General features: G+C 61.0%; 16 protein-coding genes and 1 pseudogene. 11 read left to right on the top strand and 6 right to left on the bottom strand.

Features of this window, described 5'->3' with window-relative positions:
• Positions 1–598: 598 nt before the first annotated feature.
• The 3 genes from ACP2YO_RS41840 (at position 599) to ACP2YO_RS41830 (ending at position 1,833) form a co-directional block, all read left to right on the top strand.
• Complete coding sequence (locus ACP2YO_RS41840; protein ID WP_426437030.1) at positions 599–1,186, top strand: hypothetical protein; 588 nt, start codon at positions 599–601, stop codon at positions 1,184–1,186.
• Positions 1,183–1,467 (top strand): hypothetical protein, encoded by a 285-nt coding sequence (locus tag ACP2YO_RS41835; protein ID WP_426437029.1) that lies wholly within the window; start codon positions 1,183–1,185, stop codon positions 1,465–1,467. The genes ACP2YO_RS41840 and ACP2YO_RS41835 overlap by 4 nt, the downstream gene beginning before the upstream one ends.
• A gap of 201 nt (positions 1,468–1,668) precedes the next feature.
• The gene (locus tag ACP2YO_RS41830; RefSeq protein ID WP_426437028.1) at positions 1,669–1,833 is read left to right on the top strand and encodes a Flp family type IVb pilin; all 165 of its coding nucleotides are present in this window, start codon (positions 1,669–1,671) and stop codon (positions 1,831–1,833) included.
• Between the two features lie 1,079 nt (positions 1,834–2,912).
• Here ACP2YO_RS41830 and ACP2YO_RS41825 read toward each other — a convergent pair.
• On the bottom strand, positions 2,913–3,080 hold the full coding sequence (locus tag ACP2YO_RS41825; RefSeq protein WP_426437027.1) for a hypothetical protein: 168 nt from the start codon (positions 3,078–3,080) through the stop codon (positions 2,913–2,915).
• A gap of 50 nt (positions 3,081–3,130) precedes the next feature.
• Here ACP2YO_RS41825 and ACP2YO_RS41820 point away from each other — a divergent pair.
• A pseudogene (locus ACP2YO_RS41820) lies at positions 3,131–3,709 on the top strand (tyrosine-type recombinase/integrase); the annotation flags it as partial.
• A gap of 192 nt (positions 3,710–3,901) precedes the next feature.
• Here ACP2YO_RS41820 and ACP2YO_RS41815 read toward each other — a convergent pair.
• Genes ACP2YO_RS41815 through ACP2YO_RS41795 form a run of 5 tightly spaced genes read right to left on the bottom strand, consistent with a single transcriptional unit; the run spans position 3,902 to position 10,950 of the window.
• Positions 3,902–5,254, bottom strand: coding sequence for a dihydroorotase (locus ACP2YO_RS41815; protein WP_426437026.1), 1,353 nt, complete (start codon positions 5,252–5,254; stop codon positions 3,902–3,904).
• Positions 5,251–7,593: a molybdopterin guanine dinucleotide-containing S/N-oxide reductase gene (locus ACP2YO_RS41810; protein WP_426437025.1), complete on the bottom strand. Its 2,343-nt coding sequence runs from the start codon at positions 7,591–7,593 to the stop codon at positions 5,251–5,253. Before ACP2YO_RS41810 ends, ACP2YO_RS41815 begins: the two co-directional genes overlap by 4 nt.
• A gap of 6 nt (positions 7,594–7,599) precedes the next feature.
• Entirely contained in the window at positions 7,600–8,205 is a 606-nt protein-coding gene (locus ACP2YO_RS41805; RefSeq protein WP_426437024.1) for a glutathione S-transferase family protein, read from the bottom strand.
• Positions 8,206–8,214: 9 nt separating this feature from the next.
• On the bottom strand, positions 8,215–9,300 hold the full coding sequence (locus tag ACP2YO_RS41800; RefSeq protein ID WP_426437023.1) for a DUF917 family protein: 1,086 nt from the start codon (positions 9,298–9,300) through the stop codon (positions 8,215–8,217).
• Positions 9,301–9,336: 36 nt separating this feature from the next.
• On the bottom strand, positions 9,337–10,950 hold the full coding sequence (locus ACP2YO_RS41795) for a urocanate hydratase (RefSeq protein WP_426437022.1): 1,614 nt from the start codon (positions 10,948–10,950) through the stop codon (positions 9,337–9,339).
• Between the two features lie 138 nt (positions 10,951–11,088).
• Between ACP2YO_RS41795 and ACP2YO_RS41790 the strand changes: the two genes are divergently transcribed.
• The 7 genes from ACP2YO_RS41790 to ACP2YO_RS41760 all read left to right on the top strand — a co-directional run bounded on the left by ACP2YO_RS41790 (position 11,089) and on the right by ACP2YO_RS41760 (position 18,644).
• Positions 11,089–13,056 (top strand): LysR family transcriptional regulator, encoded by a 1,968-nt coding sequence (locus ACP2YO_RS41790; RefSeq protein WP_426437021.1) that lies wholly within the window; start codon positions 11,089–11,091, stop codon positions 13,054–13,056.
• 177 nt (positions 13,057–13,233) lie between these two features.
• Entirely contained in the window at positions 13,234–14,283 is a 1,050-nt protein-coding gene (locus ACP2YO_RS41785; protein ID WP_426437020.1) for an ABC transporter substrate-binding protein, read from the top strand.
• A gap of 66 nt (positions 14,284–14,349) precedes the next feature.
• The gene (locus ACP2YO_RS41780) at positions 14,350–15,219 is read left to right on the top strand and encodes a branched-chain amino acid ABC transporter permease (protein ID WP_426437019.1); all 870 of its coding nucleotides are present in this window, start codon (positions 14,350–14,352) and stop codon (positions 15,217–15,219) included.
• Positions 15,216–16,058 (top strand): branched-chain amino acid ABC transporter permease, encoded by an 843-nt coding sequence (locus tag ACP2YO_RS41775; RefSeq protein ID WP_426437018.1) that lies wholly within the window; start codon positions 15,216–15,218, stop codon positions 16,056–16,058. Before ACP2YO_RS41780 ends, ACP2YO_RS41775 begins: the two co-directional genes overlap by 4 nt.
• An 86-nt stretch (positions 16,059–16,144) precedes the next feature.
• Entirely contained in the window at positions 16,145–16,813 is a 669-nt protein-coding gene (locus ACP2YO_RS41770) for an ABC transporter ATP-binding protein (RefSeq protein ID WP_426437017.1), read from the top strand.
• Positions 16,806–17,525 (top strand): ABC transporter ATP-binding protein, encoded by a 720-nt coding sequence (locus tag ACP2YO_RS41765; protein WP_426437016.1) that lies wholly within the window; start codon positions 16,806–16,808, stop codon positions 17,523–17,525. Before ACP2YO_RS41770 ends, ACP2YO_RS41765 begins: the two co-directional genes overlap by 8 nt.
• A 45-nt stretch (positions 17,526–17,570) precedes the next feature.
• The gene (locus ACP2YO_RS41760) at positions 17,571–18,644 is read left to right on the top strand and encodes a DUF917 family protein (protein WP_426437015.1); all 1,074 of its coding nucleotides are present in this window, start codon (positions 17,571–17,573) and stop codon (positions 18,642–18,644) included.

Genomic DNA, 18,644 nt, shown 5'->3' with positions numbered 1-18,644 from the left:
AACGACCCGCCGCCTCGTAATGACCGAAATCGAGCGCCCGCTTCTGGCGCGAACGACGTTGGGGAAGCGTTTACCATTCGCGCGAATTCGCTTGAACTGAGCTGCCGGCCCCGGTACATACTGGCGGTACACACAACCCGCCGCGGTTGTCCGGAAACGCTGTTTTTCCTGCAGTTTTCGAGGTCCTTGGGACCCTGGCAGAGAATCCCCCCCTCTCCGCCAGCTCACTCGCATCCGACCGCCACTTTCGAACGCCGAAACCTCGAAAAACAACGCTTCCGGCCTGCCCCAGGTGTGCAAGTGTCGAAGCGTGTATCCGTGCATCTGGCTTTGGCGAAGCGTTTTTACCGAAGAGAGCGGCTATCTATCGAATGCTTGGGGATGAGCCTTCAGGCGGCCCCGGGCCGGCAGCAACGCGTCAACTATGATTCAAACGTGCAGGAGGGGCTGGCCCGAAGGCTGTTGACTGGCGTGGGCGACCGCGCGATTCTGCGGTGCTGACCGCTGCCGTAGTCCACATTGTAGTCGTCAGAGTAGTCGTAACCGCCGAACCGCGTTGTTTTATCGAGGTAATTGGCGTCGTGGGCGAAAATGGCCTGTGGAGTCGAAGGCCACAAATGAAAATAAATCGCCGCGCCATTTTCACATCCTAGCGCCGGAGGTGGTCGATCCAATCTCCGGACGCGTCATGTTGTCGTCGCATGACTGGAACATTCACTCCAAAATCTCGCGAGTCCTGGAGGTGCCGTGGGGCCACAGCATTGTTGCGGCTCCTCGCATGAGTTCAATAGTCTCGGCGCTGGAACGTGAGGGAGATTACACGACGGCGGCGGCGCTGCGGGGTGTTGTGCCACCGGATCATCCCGCGAGCTTCGATGAAGCTGATCATCAGCGGTGCAAGCGAAACGGTGTCGATTTGCCGCGCGTGCGCGAGATGGTCGCGCAAGCGCTCGCCAGTGCGACCAGCCGCGTCGACTTTGACACTAGGTTGGCGAGCATCGGCCTTCGGATCAGGGTCGGCGACGAGAAAGACATTCCGATCAGTTCGTTGATCATGTGCGTACAGATCGACCGCGGCGCGGCCAGCCAAACGTCTCGGACAGACTTCGGCTCAATGCCTTCCTTCAGCTTGTGGTTCCGCCATCTGACGGCGTCATGTTGCGTGACGCGGGCGAGGTCGCGATGACCGATGAACTTCATGAACTGATTGATGACCGGCTCCCACCGTTCGGCGGTCTTTCCTTCGAGGCCGTCCTTGATGACTTTGGGGCGGTCACAGTAGCTCCTGAAGGCCTCCACGATGTCGACCTTCACGACGGCAAGCTGGGGCGCGCCCTTCAATTCCTTGCTGTCCTCGAAATCTCCTTCCAGCGCCGCCCGCTTGAAATCGTCGAGGGCGCCGTTCCGGGCCCGACCCTTCGAGCCGCTGCCAAGGTCTTCGCCTTTTTGCTAGGGGCGAGACGATAGGCCATTGGCTTCCCCGGGGCCTCTGGCCCTGCAATCTTTGGACGGAGCGCCTCCGCACGGACTTTGCGTACATTTCAAATCAGATTTCGCGCAAATTGACATCTCACGCGTTTAGACAACCTTAGAGGTTTACGTAATACTACCTGTTTTCGGAACCGGAACTCAACCGGGTCCGAGCAAACCAATAAGGGCAGGACTGTCATGAAGATTTTTGTCGTTAGGTTTTTGCGGGACGAAGCCGGTGCCACCGCCATCGAATACGGCCTGATCGCGACCGGGATTGCCATCGCCATCATCGCGGCTGTCAATGGTGTCGGCACGGCGTTGAGCACCACCTTCACTTCGATCAGCACATCGCTCAAGTAATCGAACCTACGGACGGCGTTCTCAACACCGGGTGACTTTGTCGCCCGGTGTTTTCTTTTTGAGTTGTTCATCGCCGCATGGCCGTAGAACGCGGACTTCGAATTTAAGGGGGCGATACTGCCATGAGATGGCCTCGGCCGTACCCAAAACGCGGTGATGTCATGGGTATTCTGTTCATCGCCGTTGTGCTTTGCCTTCTCGCTTTCGGTTTCTATTGGTCTCCAAGTTCTAAGCCGAATAATGGCTTCGGTCCGGATTGGGATTGCACCCCTGTCCCCAACGGCCAACCGATTTGCATCAAAAAGCTCGGTCGGTGAACCGACCCCGGCAAACAAAAGCCGCCGCTACCGGGTTGAGAAAGGCGCGACGGCTCTGGGCCTATTGCGCTACGCGGCCCGTCGAGAGTGTCGCCGCGATCGGTGAAGAATTGGTTATCGGTCGGGCCTGCTTCAACCGCGATGGTCGCGCGTACCTGTCGTGGGATATGGACTGGCTCCGCACGCGATAGTCTGTCCGCACTTGCGGCCATGGTCAGCGCTCGGCGTGTTGGTCACGGATGCTCCGCCTTCTCCCTGCGCAGAACCGCGATGATCGCGAACAGGTGTCGCGAGTGGCGCGAATGAGTGCCCGCCTTCACTGCGGACCATACCTCCGCCGCCGCCCATACCTCCGCCGCCACCGTGGCCACCTGCGAAAGCCGGCGACCCTGACAAAAGTGCGATGGTGACGCAAACAGCAACAACAGACTTGGACATCTTCGCTCTCCCTTGCAAACCGGATCATTCCGGCGATAGGGGGACCTTATGTGCGGCCTCGGAAGCTCGCCGTGACCCAAGTCACATTCGTCGTCGCGTAGGTCGACGCGTCGAGTAGGGTGTGGAGCACGCGGCCATCCGACAGGATGATCGGGTCGTCGAAGCGTCGTTTCCAGAGCGGACGCTTCAGGTGCTACTGCCGTTGGCCTGTCCGGCGTTAATCGGCTCGTCCGGTTTGATGAGCGGGGATGGGAAACGGGGCGTTGGCCATTGGCCCCAAGCTACCGCGCCCATCCTCGACTCTACCCAAGCTGACTTCGGCGATCACCGCCCGCCGCGAATTGGAGCGACAAGCAATTCAAATTGAATCAAAAAAGTTGCGGCTGTTGCGTCTGTGGGTTTGCGTCGCTGCGCGCTTAAGCAGCCGGGCTCGGCGATTCGGAAAGCCAAGGCGCTGACCGAAGCCGACATGCCGGCGGCGCCGTCCGTCATCCGCGTCCCCGCAACTCCAGTGCCACCCCTCCAAGAGTCAGCACGAACGCACCGGCTGCCGGCGAAGCGAGATGATCGGATTGAAGTGGACGGAGGCCGACACCGAAGCGAGCTGCTTGCGGTTGGAGGATAGTAAAGAGGGTGAGTCCATCCGCCCCATTGGGCTGTCTGTCGTCGAATATCTCGAGCGACGGCGTACCGACGATGTCAGTACATACGTTTTTCCGGGGCAGGGTGAGGACAACGCGTTCGGCAGCTTCCCGAACCGTTGGAAGCATCTCTTCGAGGGTTCCCCGCTATCCCATGTGACGCCGCACGTCCTGCGTCACAGCTTCGCGAGCATCGCCAACGATCTCGGTTTTACTGAGGTGACCATCCCGGCCCTGGTAGGTCATGCCAAAAAAGGTTCGGTGGCGAGCAAATACATTCATACGCTTGATACGGCGCTTATCATGGCTGCGGACACAATCTCGGGTTACATTCAGGGGCTCCTTGACGGCATTGAGTTCAAGCAGACTGCTTATGCGTTGGACCGTGGGTCACGAAGAGCCGCCTTGGACCGCTTCTTGATGAGGGCTTCAGGCGGTGACACAGGGGAAGTCGAAGAGGAGCGACGCTTGGCTGCCTAGTCTAGGCAGTTGCGCCAAGCGTGTCATTCAGCCTCAACGACCCAGTTGTTTATTCGCGGGGTGCTGGGGTCGATCGGCCATGACGTCCAACGCGTCAAGTCGATGAAGGGGTCGAAGCTAAATAAGGATGTATGTCGGCACAGACTCGCTCACGGGGGGGTGGCCTGTATCGCTATGACGCTTCCCGCGAGCTCAGCCCGGCCGCACGAAGGCGCCGGTCCCGGGCTCCGCCATTACTTTTCGGCCATCGAAGGCAATGCGCCCGCGAAGGAACGTCGCGACTGCTCTGTATGGCAATTCGAGCCCCTCATAGGGGCTCCAGCGCACGAAGTTGTGGCCGCTGGCGCTCGGATCGTACCGATGGGGGGCATGCGCCATGACAACGAGATCGGCGTCGCGCCCAGGTTCGATCGCACCTTTGCGATGGCCAATGCGAAACAGCCGCGCCGGATTGGCGGCGAGCAGCCGCGACGCATGGCTGATGTCCAGATGACGTTCGGTGAGGCCTTTGATCAGAAGCGCGTACAGCACTTCGAGACCCGGCACGCCCGAGGAATTTTTCAGCATGTTCGGATCGGTCTTGCGGTCCTCCGACCAGCTGACGTGATCAGTCGACACGACAGTTACATGCCCGGCGGCGAGATGCCGCCACAGCGCCTCGACTTGCGCGCGGGGGCGAATCGGAGGATTGACCTTGGCTTTGCCACCCAACCGCGCCACATCGTTCTCCTCGTCCAGAAAGAGATAGTGGATGCAGGCCTCGACGGTGGCATCAAAACCCTGGCGGCGATAACTCTCGCACAGCTCATAGCCGCGGCCGACCGAGCAGTGCACCACATGGGCCGAGCAGCCAGCCTGTGCGCCGATCTCGTAGACCTCGGCCATCGCCAGCGTTTCCGTCACCGGAGGGCGCGACCTTCCGTGGGCTAGATAGTTGGTTACTCCCGCCGTTTCCACCGCAGCGATCGCGGCCCGCACCATCTCGTCGTTTTCATTGTGCACGCCGGCGGCAAGTCCATGTTTGCCGATTTCGCTGAAGCATTCGTACAGCACCTGCGGCGCGATCCTTGGGAAACGCTTTGAATCGGTGTTGAAGGTGGAGAATTTGAACGCTGAGACGCCGGCCTCGACCATGCCAGCTATGTGCTTGGCGCCATCCCCCGGCGCGATGGTGCCGTAGAGCGCGAAGTCGACCCGCGATTGTGCGCCGGCCTCTTCTATTTTTTGCCGAACGCGATCGCCAGTACAAACCAGGAAGCCGGCGTCATAGGGCATGTCGACGATTGTGGTGACGCCACCAGCGGCAGCCGCGCGGGTCGACCAGATGAAGTCTTCCTGGTTGAGCTGCGATTTCGAATGCACCTGGGCATCGATTGCCCCGGGAAGCACGAATGCCTTGCCGAAATCCTGGCGCTCCCCGGCAGCGGGCGCTGGCCCCTCACCGACCCGCTCCACCAGCCCACCCCTGATCGCCACATAGCCGTTGTCGATCACACGATTGGTCAGTACGACGCGTCCCGTGACGACCAGATCGAAATCACTCATTGGATCACCTTCTTGTTTTCGAAAGATTTTATCGGCCTTGGTGCAAACTCGGGCGGCTCGAACGCCGTCACGGCCGGCGGTTTTCCGTCGAACCGTGCAATCTCCACCAGGGTCGAGTTGCAGCTCGGCGCCTGGGCGAGACGAGAGGAGCCGTGATCGGGTGTCAGGACGTTGGGATTGCCATGCTTCTCGATCGAGCCGGGTACCCCTGGCTCTGCCGGGTCATACCAGGCCCCTGTTGGCAATTGCACCACACCCGGCAGCACCGCGTCCGTCACTACGACGCCGGCCAGACAGGCGCCGCGATCGTTGAAGACCTTGACGACGTCGCCATCGCGAATGCCGCGGGCCGCGGCGTCGGCCGGATTCATCCGCAACGGCGCGCGGGTTGCTACCTTGCCGGCCCGGCTAACCGATCCATGATCGTACTGGCTGTGCAGCTTGTCGGCTGGTTGCGGCGACAGCAGGTGCAACGGATAGCGCACCGCAAGCGGACTGCCTAGCCACTCCACGGGTTCACGCCAAACGGCATGTCCAGGACAATCATCATAGCCGAACGAGGCGATGCGGGTGGAGAACAACTCGATCCGTCCGGAAGGCGTGTCGAGACGATGGCGTTCTGGATCCTCGCGAAACGAACCGAGCAGGACGTTGAACGTGGTCCGGCGCTCGGCCTCCACATATCCGCGTTTCCAAAATTCCGCGAACGGCGGCAGCGCGATGCCATGCGACGCGGCGGTCGCGCGCGCGTCTGCATACATGGACTGAATCCATGCATCCTCGTTGCGCCCACCGGTGAAGGTTGCCTCGACCCCGAGTCGCGCAGCGAGGTCGGTGAAGATCGCGAAATCGTCGCGCGCTTCCGCGATCGGGGCAATCACTTGCTTCATGGCGACCACCAGGTTTTCGCGACCGGCGAAAGCAAGGTCATTGCGCTCGAGCGTGGTCGTGACCGGCAGGACGATATCGGCATGACGTGCCGTCGCGGTCCAATAAGGCTCGTGGACGATGATCGTCTCTGGCCGCTGCCAGGCTCCGACCAGTCGGTTCAGATCCTGATGGTGATGGAACGGATTCCCACCGGCCCAATAAATGAGCCGGATATCCGGATAGGTCAGAACCTGGCCGTTGAAATCGACCCGACCGCCTGGATCGAGCAGCATGTCAGTCAGCCGCGCGACCGGAATGAAGCTCGAGATTGGATTGCGTTGCTGCGGAAAGGCGGGCCAGCGAAATCCGAGTTCCGGTCGCCCCATGCCGTTGGTCGACGAATACCCGAAGCCGAAGCCGCCACCCGGTAACCCAATCTGACCAAGTAGCGCCGCAAGCGTCACCGCCATCCAATAGGGTTGCTCACCGTGATCAGCGCGCTGAATGGCCCAATTGACCATAATCATGGTGCGGCCGGCGGCCATGTCCCGTGCCAGCGCGACGATGCGGTTTGGGTCCATCTGCGCGAGCGACGCAGCCCATGCCGGCGTCTTTGGGACGCCGTCGCTCTCGCCCAGCACATACGCGCGGACCGCGTCGAAACCCACGCAATAGCGAACGAGAAAGGCTTCGTCGTGCAAATTTTCGGTGATCAGTACATGAGCTAGCCCCAGCATCACCGCAACGTCGCTGTTAGGACGCAGCGGCAACCATTCACTCGGTACGATGTCGGGACTGTCCTCACGAACCGGCGAGACAGTAATGAAGCGGACGCCACGTTCCGCAGCGCGGCGGACAGCACCTTGCACCTCGTGCCGGCCAAGCCCGCCAGCCTGCACCTGCGAGTTACGCCGTGGCAACCCGCCGAAGGCGACGACGAGACCGCCTTGTTCGGCGATACCGTCCCAGGTGGAATGATAGCCAACGAGGCCATCCATACTGCCGATGATGTGAGGGAGAATGGCCTCGCCTGCGGCGGAAGAGTAAGTCAGCACCGAACTGGTGTAGCCGCCGATCATGCCAAGAAACCGATGAATTTGGCTCTGCGCGTGGTGGAAGCGGCCGGCACTGGCCCAGCCGTAGGAGCCGCCATAGATCGCCGAGTTACCGTGCGTGGAGCGTATCCGCTCCAACTCGGCCGCGACGAGATCCAGCGCCTCGTCCCATGAGACCTCAACGAACGGATCAGAGCCGCGGCGCCCCGAGCGATTCCCCTCCAACCATTCGCGGCGCACAGATGGGCGCGCGACACGGACCGGCCCATCGACGGCCCCGATCAAGGAGCGGCCGATCGGAGATGGATCCGGATCACCGCTCCAGGGCTCCACGTCGGTCAGCCGTCCATTTTCGGAGCTGACGACGTAAGTCCCCCAGTGCGTTGCCGTGAGTGTGGTCCGCTTAGCTGGCACAGTCGATCAATCTTCCAGCAGCGGTACATAGCCGGGTTGGTTGCGAACACGTTCGAACCACGCCAGCACGTTGGGGAAGCGCTGCATCTCAAACTCGCCCTCGTGCGCCACGCTGGCGTAGGTGTAGAGCGAGATGTCGGCGATACTGTACCGGCCGCCGACGAAAAACGCGTTGGCCGCAAGATGGTCGTCCATGATCTTCAGGACCTTGTAGCCTGCTTCCCATCTCGACTTGATCAAATCCAGATTGGCTTGCTTGTCCTTCTTGATGCCGATGAAGAAACGCGGTTGGGCCAGGTTCATCATCACCTCTGCCTGTTCAAAGAACATCCACTGCATCACGCGTGACTTGGCGAGTTTATCCTCCGGCAAGAAAGGTGTATTGGTCCCGAAATAAACCAGGATCGCATTCGACTCGAACACCGTTTCACCGCTGTCCAATTCGACAACCGGAATCTTTCCCAGCGGATTCTTCGCCAGGAATTCCGGCGTGTAGGTCTTGCCCTCGGGAAGCGCATACGTGACCCGCTGAAGCGGAATGCCGAGATTGCCGAGCAGTATCCTGACCTTCCAGGCGTTGCCGGATAACCGGCTGTCATAAAGCTTGATCATCGCTTGTCCTCACTTCGTTCTTGGCAGAATGTTTTCCCGCGAGCCGTCGGTCTTGAGATCGGTCTTCATCGCGTGCTCGATTTCGTCATAAGCAGCGGGATCAAGCACGCCCGCGCCGAGCGGAAGCCTGTCTTTTTTGGCTGCGATTACGGCGACCTCGGTCCCTACCTTCAATTCGGAGATTTCGAGACCGACGCCGGTTTTCGGGTCAACGGTCGCGACCAGATCGGGGAAAGTGTAGACACGTTCTCCGGCTCGATCCGCGCACATGAATTCGTTGCAAACGCCAAGGCGGACCCGCCCGCCGCTGTCGATTTCGATACGGCCGACATCGAAGGCGCCATCGAACGCGACGCTGTTTGCCGCTACTCGCCCGATGACCAGAATTTCTCCCCGCACAAAGCGAGCCGCCGCTTCGGCCGCGACGGATCCCTCGAGTATCGCCCTACCGAGGCCGATCTGAAAACCAAGCGCGCCAACGGCGCCAAATTGGCGGATATAGTCGACACGGAATGGGCCGCGACTTGCAAGGATAAGCCCGCCATTCGCCGCTGCCGCGCTACGCATGATCTCCGACGTCGAGCCAATATCGCCCGTGGCGATCACCGACAGAGCCGTTTCGCCGCGACGCCCGCCCACGGCAGCTTGCGTGATGGAAATGTCGGGACGCGCCGCGAGACCCATCGAGCCCAATTTCACGGTCGGATGGCCGCGGCCGTTGGTCGCGGCATCGAGCAGGTCGAGACCGAGAACCGACGCTTGGAGCCAGGCGTTCAGTCCGGGAACATGCGCCGGCATCACGGCGGTCACCGGCTTGTCTATTTCGCGCAGCAACAGTCGGCCACTCTCGATCGCGTGGCGGGGCTCGGTGCGCGGCTTGGACGACGCAGGTGCGCCGATGCCGCTTGCTACGATGGCGAGTTCGTCAGCAGCAAGCTCGTTGGGGTGGATCAGATCGACACCACTATAGGCGAGCGCCATCTCGCCGATGGCGCGGTTGCGCGCGATGCCGGAACCGCCGCTGCCGCCCGCCGACAACAGCAGCCCTCCGAGGATCGCGGCCTCGACATCATCACGCCCCAGCCGTCGTTTCATGTTGGCTCCCGCGACTTGCACATCGGGCAATTTCCATTACGGCTCCAGCCGGTTGGCGCCGCGCGTCTTCGTCGCCGCTTCGACGCCCGCTTCGGCGTGACGCACGACACCCATCGCAGTGTCGCCATCCATCACGGCCGTTATGCGCGCCTCCGCCAGCTTACTGCCGTCGGCGACGACCGTCTGGCCAGCACTTTGCCAACGGTTACCGTGCGAATGAACGGCTACGAGATCGGCGCCACCCGCACAGGCGAGCAGAGCATTCAAAATCGGCCAATCCGAAATGGCGTCGCTGCCATCCGGCATGTTCTCGGTTTCGCGCAAGGGATAGGCGACCGAACCGGAGTCGAGATGATCGCGAGTGAAAGCGATCGGTCCGGAAAGCTCGCCGTTGGCTACCGCGGCATTGACCAATCGCGCCAGCTTGCTGCGCTCGCCATATCCGAGCCAACCGATGCGCGCCGGCAGTCCTTCAACCGGTACATGCTCGCGCGCTAGTGATATCCAGCGGTTGATGGCCTGATTGTGCGGGAAGGTGCGCTGGACGAGCTCGTCGATATACGCAATATCTTTGTTGTCGCCCGACGCGGCAAGCCAGCGGAAGGGGCCTTTGCCCTCGCAGAACAGCGGCCGGATGAAGAGCGTGATGAAACTGCCGATCTCGAGGGCCTCCTTGAGGCCAGCGTCGGCCGCACGCTCACGAATGTCGTTGCCGTACTCGAATACGATCGCTCCCCGACGCTTGAATTCGAGCATAGCGGCGACCTGGCTGACGAGCGATTCCAACCCGCGCTTCGCCGTACCCTCGGGATTGGTCCGCATCGCCTGGAACGCTTCGTCGGGCGTCATTCCGCTCGGGATATAGCCGCGGAATGGATCGCTGTTGACCTGATCCGTTACGACGTCGGGCTGAAAGCCCCGCGACAACAAAAGCGGATGAACGTCGGCCGCATTACCAACCAGGCCAACGGAAAGCGGCGTCTTGGAATGCCGCGCCTCTTCGATGAGTCTGATGGCTTCATCGACGCTTTCCGTCATCCGGTCGCAATAGCCGACATCGACGCGACGACGGATGTTACGCGCGCTCGGATCCACGCAAAGGATCGCGGCGCCTGCCAGCTTGCCGGCGAGTGGCTGCGCGCCACCCATACCTCCGCATCCCGCGGTGAGGATGACGCGACCGACGAGATCGCCGCCAAAACTCTGTTCGCCGGCACCCATGAAGGACTGGTACGTTCCCTGGATGATGCCCTGACTGCCGATGTACTGCCACGCAGCCGCGGTCATGCCGGGGTAGAACGTCAGTCCCTTTCTTTGCAACTCATAATAGTTCCTATCATCCGCCCAGCGCCCCAGCACATTGCCGTTCGCCATAAGAACACGGGGCGCCCGCTCATGGGTGCGCTGCCGGAAAATCGGTTTACCCGACTGGATGATCAGGGTTTCGTCGTCTTCGAGGGTTTTGAGCCTCTCGCTGATCAGGTCATAGGCTTCCCAGTCCCGGGCCACGCGCGCACCGGTGTAGACCACGAGGGATTCCGGTATTTCCGCGTTCTCGAGATTGTTCTCGAGCATCCGCAAGATGGTTTCCTGCCGCCAACCTCGGCAGCGCAGGACATTGCCACGCTGTGCCTTGATGTTGCGTGTCACGACTTTTCCTTGTGACGCCTGATCGATTGCAGGGCGATCATCCGTGTCGTTGCTTGGTCACGCCAATACTTGCTTGCGATGGATGGTATAACTATTATTGAAGGCCCCGCCACGACAGGCATTGGGCCCGGAGCAAACTTGGAATTCCGCCAATTCAGCTATTTCCTGAGGGCCTGCGACTACGGCAGCATCGCCGCGGCTGCAGAGCGCATCGGCACCGTGCAGTCCAATGTCAGTATGCAGATCAGCCAGTTGGAACACGAACTGGGGGCCGATCTGTGCAAGCGTAGCAGCGCCGGCCTGGTTCCCACCCTCGCAGGCGAGCATTTCTATCGCCTCGCCCAAGGCCTGACGGCCGAGATGGAGTTCGTGTCGCGCTACGTGCGTTCGTCACTGCAGGATGAGGCGTTGCGGATCGCACTTGCCGCGCCGATGGCGCCCCGGGGAAGCCTGATGGCCGAAGCCCTGCAGGCGGTGGCGCGGCTTCTCGGCAAGAGCCACCCGCACGTCAAGCTGCGGCTGATCGACTTCCTTGGCGGCCCCGTGACCACGAATGACGAGATCAGGGCGGTGGCTGAGGCGCGCGCCGATCGCGACATATTCGATACGCTCGACGTCCGCGACCGCTGGGGTTTTGTCACACGCCGGGGTGAAACCACGTTGCCGGAAGGTCTGCTTTCGCTCTCCAAGATTTCCAGTTTTGCAAAGCAGCTGAAGGTCGTCATGCCAAAGCTGCCGCCGACGATTGCCGCGCTCGGCGAAGATTTTGCCAAGTCCGCCGGGATCGCTTTGGCGCAGGAGGATCTCGGGATCGCGGAACTCGAAAGGACATCCTCAAGCTCCAGCAATGCCGTTCTTTTGCCTTTGAGCTGCATGCCGGGCTTTTCCGTCCAGCAGCGGTTTCAGATCGCCTATGCCGATTGCCATCCGAGCGATCCGATATGGAGGATCGAGAGTGTAGGAAACGCAGACCGGCGGATCATCGGAGTCATTGCGGAAGTATTCAGCGATGTGTTGCGCGCCTTATTGCCACGGTCGGGCAAGAGCACCGAGTCGCCTCGATCCGGCGCCAAGCATCACATTGCCAAACTGCGGCACGAAAACGAAAAAGAGGCAAAGGACCAACTCACGTTTCGGGAATTGCGTGTCTTCGATGCGGCCTATGACCGGGGCAATATCAGCCGGGCAGCGGCAGACATCGGTGTGTCGCAACCGGCGCTGAGCAATACGCTCAGGAAGCTGGAGCAAGGCGTCGGACACAAATTGTTTGTCCGCACGGCGCACGGCATTATGCCAACGGAAAGAGCGGTGCTGCTTCGCCGCCTGTGCGAACCTATTTTGTCGGATTTGGCGGAGGCGCGGCGTCAGATCCGCGACCTCGGGCGCCAGGGGGCCGCGCCGATCAGGATCGGCATCCTTCCCGTGCTCGACGATGAGAGCTTGCTGGCTGTGACCATCGCAGACGCGATCTCAGAGTGGAACCGGCTTTCGACGGGGTCCGAACTCAGGCTAACCGAGGGTTTCAGCACAAGTCTGCGCCGGTGGACGGTTCAGGAAATGCTGGATTTCGCGATCGTGGACACGGACGTCCGCCAATCCGGATTATTGGTCACGCCGTTGTCTCGTGATGCGATGGTGGTGGTGACGAATCCTCGGCTGCACGTGCTGCCGTTGGGGCCGGTCAGGGCTTCCGATGTCCTGCGCCTCAAGCTTGTGTTGCCGTCGGCAAGACACGGATTGCGCGAAATTATCCAGCGGGCATTCAGCGAGGCCGGGCTGAGCCTTGCACCCAAACTCGAGATCGACTCGATGGCGATGACGCTCAACCTGGTAAAGGCTGACGACTGGGCGACGGTTCTTCCCGTCAGCGCGATCTACAAGCGCGCTCAAGCGAACGAGTTGCAAGTCAACGTCATCAAGGAGCCAAGCGTTGAGCGCAGCCTGTCCCTGATCCGGCGGACCAGTTCAAGACCTTCCGCAAACGTCACCCGCTTCATCGACATCCTGACAAAGCGCATTCACGATGGCGGCCGTTCGATGCAGGACCTTGCAAAAGGACCTGGGTCAAGACAATCATCGAAAGTTATAGCACCCCTCACCGAATAATATTTCAACCCGCGGCGGGGCTCGGTCACTATCTGAAGGACCGGGACGAGGATTTCGACCGGCATACAAGGAGAAGGTGAGCAGATGACTCGTCTCTATATCCATGCCGCAGCGCTTGCTGTCCTGACCGGCGCCCTGGGAATTGGTACCGCGTCGGCCGAGGACGTCAGCATCGGCATGCATGCGCCGCTCACCGGATTTGCCGCCGCCGACGGAAAATCGGCCCGCATTGCCGCGGAAATAGCCGCCGACGACCTGAACAAGGCGGGCGGAATTCTCGGCAACAAGGTGGTGCTGAAAGTATATGACGATCAGGCGCAGGGCTCGCAAGCGGTCATCCTGGCGAAGAAGATGATCGGCGAGGATCACACGCAGTTTGCAATTTCAGGAAGCTATTCGGAGCCGACACGCGCGGCAGCGACGGTCTTTCAGGAGGCTCATATTCCCTATATCGCCGCCTACGCCGTCCATCCGGATATCACCAAGGCAGGCGACTATGTCTTCCGCACTTTCCATCTGGCGCCGCCACAAGGCCGGGTTGCGGCAAAATTCCTGGCCGAGACCCTCAAGCTCAAGCGCATCTCGATCGTCAGCATTAACAACGACTTTGGCGTCTCTCTGCTTGAAGGTTTCAAGGGTGTCGCGGCGAAAGCGGGCATCGAAATCCTTAGGGAGTACACTTATTCGCCAAAAGATCGGCAGTTCGGGTCGGTCGTGGCCAGCGTGAAGCGCGACAACCCCGAGGCGCTTTACGTGACCGGTTACGCCTTCACCGGAGGGCCATTGGTCGCCCAACTCCGCGCCGCCGGCGTGACCGTTCCAATCGTCGCCGCCCAGGCGTTCGACTCGCAAACCTTCATCGATATCGCCGGAGCGGCGGCGGATGGAATCTATGTCGTCAACGCACTGAACAGGGATAATCCTTCGCCCGTCTTCAAGAATTTCATGGCGGAGCTCAAACAGCGTCAGGGTAACGAAGCGGAAAGCACGGCGGCTGCCGTCTACACGGCAGTCATGCTGGCGGCGGACGCGATCAAGCGCGCAGGCTCGACGGATCCTGCCAAGGTTCGCGACGCTCTCGCGGCCACCAAGGACTTCCCCGCGATGCATGGTAAACTGGTCGGCTTCGACGATCACCACGAAATCATGATGTCCATGCCGGTGATCGTCATCAAGAATGGGAAGTTCACGCACTTCTCCGACGTAACGGATGAGGACGGAAAGTAAGGCCAAGGCGAAGAGCGCTCCTCGCGCCTTCTGCAGAACAATGGCGCTCCAGAGTGGGGACACGGCGTGTACTATCTCGACCTGCTTGTGAACGGCCTCATTAACGGGTGCATGTATGCCCTGATGGCCATGGGGCTGACCATGGTCTACGGCCTGCTTCGCATCCTGCACATCGCACACGCCGTGATCTTCACGCTTGGCGCCTTCACCGGGGTCGTCGTGGCGAATGAGACCGGATCGCTCTGGATAGCCTTTCCGGCCGCGATCCTCGTCAGCGTGATCGCAGGTATACTTGTTTACCGGGTAATCTATCAGCCGTTGTTGAAGCACCCTCCGTTCGTGGCGCTGATTGCTTCGCTCGGCGTGCTGCTTATCCTCGAGGATGGTTTCCGCATCATATTTGGCGAAAACGGGATTTCATTCCGGCACAATCCGTATTTCCTCAACACGATGGACTTCTTGGGAATCCGGTTGAACCAGACACAGGTCGCACTTGTTATTACGACGATTGTGCTGCTCGGCGTCCTCTACATATTCCTCGAACGCACGCGAATCGGCGTGGGGTGGCGCGCCACGGAGGCCAACCCGCGCATGGCTATCAGCTTTGGCGTCAACGTGCTGACGGTGCGCTACATCAATTTCGCGATCGGCTCGGCCATTGCCGGCATCGCCGGCGTCCTTGTCGCGCTGCTCAACAATTTCGTCGAACCATCCTTTGGCGCCGTCGTGAGTTACAAGGCGTTGGCGATCATCGTTCTTGGCGGCCTGGGCAGCACCCGCGGCGCATTGATTGCCAGCCTTCTCCTAGGGGTAGCGGAATCGTTCGGTACCATCGCGCTCGGCGACTACCTGGACCGGGATGCCATCGCCGCGCTCGTACTCATCGTCATCTTGATGATCCGGCCGCAAGGGCTCGGCGCAAAGGCCGCAGCATGAGCAGCTATGTCATTGGGCTGCTCACCGTCACCGGGATCAACGTGATCCTAGCACTGAGCCTCAATTTGATCACGGGCTTTTGCGGCCAGGTGAGTTTGGGGCATGCGGCGTTCTACGGCGTCGGCGCCTATGCGACAGCTCTGCTTCTGCTCGCAGGCATCCCCTTGCTACCGGCGCTCGTCATGAGCGCGCTCGTGGCAGGATTGATCGGCGTGGCCGTCGGATTGGCCTCGCTGCGTGTCAAGGACGATTTCCTGGCGATCACGACGATGGCCGTCGGCTTTCTGTTCCTTGGCGTCGTCCGTAAGCTGCCGATGGTCGGAGGCGAACTCGGAATTTCCGGGATCCCCGCATCGGGTTTCGGCGAAGGCGGCGATGCCGCGCTGGTATTGGCCATGGCCGTCGCGACCACAGCGTTGAGCCTCTATCTTGGCCGTAACTGGACAGGCTTTGCTTTCCAGGCCGTGGCCTCGGATGACGGTGCTGCGCGCGCAGTCGGCATCAGCGTTGGAGCCTATAAGCTTGTCGCTTTCGGTATCGGAACCGCGCTCGCAGGACTCGCGGGCGGGCTATATACGAATTTCGTTCGTTTCATCGTTCCCGACACGTTTGGTTTCGGCGTCTCGGTGCTGGCGCTCTGTATGGTCGTCGTCGGCGGTATCGGCTCAACGTTTGGCGTAATCTGTGGAGCGATATTGCTTACTATGTTTCCGGAGGTCTTCCGCTTCACGGGAGACTATCGGCTGCTGGTCTACGGCACGCTGCTGATCGTCGTGATGATGTTTGGTCCCGGCGGATTGGCGGGATTGGCAAAATCTACCCTTTGTGAACGGCCGTGAGCCTCCTTGTCGCCAACGATCTGCGCATCACTTTCGGCGGCATCCATGCCGTTGATAGGACGAGCCTGTCGATCGAGCAAGGCGAGTTGCTCGGCCTCATCGGTCCGAACGGCGCGGGCAAAACCACCTTCATCAATCTGTTGACCGGCGCGCTCTATCCGCAGCAGGGCAGCGTGTATTTGCGCGGCACCGACATCACGCGTCTGCCTACGGAACGCAGGGTAAGAGCCGGCCTCGCCCGCACACACCAGATCGTGCGGCCTTTTACGCGATTAAGTGTGATCGACAACGTCGCTCTTGCTGCGGGCAGGCAGCGCACTGCTTCAGCGCTGCATTCGCTGTTTGAGTTCCGTCGAAGCGAAGAGCGCGGCCGCGCGGCCGCCGTTCTCGAGAGGCTCGGGCTCGGCGCGGTTCTCGATCGCAATCCCGCGGAATTGCCACTCGGTCAGCTCAAGCGTTTGGAAGTCGCGCGCGCCCTGGCGTTAGATCCGGATATTCTCTTGCTCGATGAGCCGCTTGCCGGGCTGAACCAACGCGAGGCCGCCGCTCTCGCCAAGACCATCGCAGAGCTGAATCAAGAGGGCCTGACGATCATTCTCGTCGAGCACAATCTTGCCGAGGTTCTCAATATTTCCACCCGCCTCGCCGTTCTCGATCGCGGGCAGTTCATCGCCGAGGGCCCATGCCAGGCCGTGATCGACCTTCCCGAAGTCCGCGATGCCTATATCGGAAAGGCGCAGCCCGCCAATGCTTGAACTCGCCGACGTCTCATGCGGATACGGTCGCGTCCGCGCGGTCGAGAACCTGTCGCTGACGCTTCAGCCAGGCAAGCTCACTGCCCTCCTGGGGCCGAACGGCGCAGGAAAGACTTCACTGATCATGGCGATCATGGGTCACGTTGCGATCCAGAGCGGCCGCGTCGCGTGGCAAAATCAGGATCTGGTGCGTTTGCCAGCGGTCAAGCGGGCCAAGCTTGGCATCGCCGTCGTGCCGGAGGGCCGGCTGCTGTTCCGCGACCTCACGGTGCGGGAAAACTTGATGGTCGGCGGCTACGCCTACCCGGCATCGATGGAGAAGCAGGCTATGGAGGGGGTGTTCGAACTCTTTCCGCGGCTTGCGGAGCGACGTCACCAAAGATCGGGGCTGATGTCTGGCGGCGAGCAGCAGATGCTCGCCATTGGGCGAGCGCTGATGGCTCATCCGCAATTGCTGATGGTCGATGAGCTTTCGCTCGGCCTGATGCCGAAGAATGTCGAGATTTGCCTGGAGGCGCTACTGAAGCTGCGGGCGCAAGGCATCACGATTTTGCTCGTTGAACAGAACACCACGCGCGCGCTGGACGTCGCGGATGATGTTTGCGTGCTTGCATCGGGAAAAAGCGTCTATCAAGGCCCTCCGGGCCTCCTGAAGGGCGACTCTAGCATTTTCGACACCTATCTCGGGGTTGCTGCGGCCGGAGTCGCGTGATCCGCCAGTACTCCAACCTAACGTGAGGCCTCCATGAGACGGAAATTGACCCAAGCTGACCTGCAGCCCGCACTGATTTCCGGGCTTTTTCTGTCAGCAGGGGGCAGCGGTACCAACAGCACACTGGAACGCCACGACGTGGCCGGCAAGCTGGCGCTCGAACTCGCGCCGGTTGAATTGGTCTCGCTCGATGAGTTCGCAGATGACGATATCCTCATCACCTCGACCTCGGTCGGTGCGCCCGGATATGCCGATCCGAGGCTGGCGTTGCGCGATTATGCGGAGGCAGCCAACCGTCTGGTTTCGGAAATCGACCGTAAGCCAGCCGGGGTGATGTGCGGGCACGTTCCCGGGCTTAATGCCTGGCTAGTTGCAGCGACGCTCGGCATTCCCTATGTCGACGCCGCCGCCAATGGACGCGGCCATCCGACGGTCGAGATGGGTGGCATGGGACTGGCGTCGCGACCGAACATTGCGATCATTCAGGTCTGCAGCAGCGGCGGCAAGGAGAACGGTTCACCTATGACCGTCGTCGCGCGCGGAGATATCCTTTCGACGTCGAGCCTGATGCGACAGGCGTCGATCCAGAACGGCGGCCTAGTGGCGGCGGCGCGCGGCCCGATGACGGCATCCTTCGTGCGAGCTAACGGTGCGGCGGGCGCTATCACGTTCCAGATTGAACTCGGACACGCGATGCTTGCCGCGAGCGGAGCCCAGCGCGTGCGAGCGACGGCCGATTTCATCAAAGGCGAGGTTCTCGTCGTCGGCAAGGTGGTGGCAAACGATGTCGCCTACACCGCAGGCTTCGATGTCGGCCGGATCACGGTGCGTGATGATGCGGGTGAAGTCACGCTCGGGGTCTTCAACGAGTTCATGCTCGCCGATCGTGGCGGACGCAGGGTGGCAACCTTCCCGGATCACATTGGTTCGCTCGATCCTGTTACCGGCAATCCCGTTGCGATCTCACAACTGGCGGTCGGCAGCGAGGTTGCCATCATCAGTGCACACCGGTCCGGATTTCCGGTCGGCAAGGGCGCGCTCGACCCGGCGGTCTTTCCGAAAGTCGAGCAGGCGCTCGGGGTGCCCCTCTATTCGTATCTGCAACAGGCATTCGGCTGA

The sequence above is a fragment of the Bradyrhizobium genosp. P genome (assembly GCF_049949265.1).
Lineage (GTDB): Bacteria > Pseudomonadota > Alphaproteobacteria > Rhizobiales > Xanthobacteraceae > Bradyrhizobium.
Note: the sequence above shows the minus strand (reverse complement) of the source record. Positions and strands in the feature narration are given on the sequence as shown.

Coding starts and splice junctions, on each gene's coding strand:
- ACP2YO_RS41835 (WP_426437029.1), top strand. CDS start 1,183: ATGACCGATGAACTTCATGAACTGATTGATGACCGGCTCCCACCGTTC.
- ACP2YO_RS41830 (WP_426437028.1), top strand. CDS start 1,669: ATGAAGATTTTTGTCGTTAGGTTTTTGCGGGACGAAGCCGGTGCCACC.
- ACP2YO_RS41825 (WP_426437027.1), bottom strand. CDS start 3,080: ATGACGGACGGCGCCGCCGGCATGTCGGCTTCGGTCAGCGCCTTGGCT.
- ACP2YO_RS41815 (WP_426437026.1), bottom strand. CDS start 5,254: ATGAGTGATTTCGATCTGGTCGTCACGGGACGCGTCGTACTGACCAAT.
- ACP2YO_RS41805 (WP_426437024.1), bottom strand. CDS start 8,205: ATGATCAAGCTTTATGACAGCCGGTTATCCGGCAACGCCTGGAAGGTC.
- ACP2YO_RS41800 (WP_426437023.1), bottom strand. CDS start 9,300: ATGAAACGACGGCTGGGGCGTGATGATGTCGAGGCCGCGATCCTCGGA.
- ACP2YO_RS41785 (WP_426437020.1), top strand. CDS start 13,234: ATGCATGCGCCGCTCACCGGATTTGCCGCCGCCGACGGAAAATCGGCC.
- ACP2YO_RS41775 (WP_426437018.1), top strand. CDS start 15,216: ATGAGCAGCTATGTCATTGGGCTGCTCACCGTCACCGGGATCAACGTG.
- ACP2YO_RS41765 (WP_426437016.1), top strand. CDS start 16,806: ATGCTTGAACTCGCCGACGTCTCATGCGGATACGGTCGCGTCCGCGCG.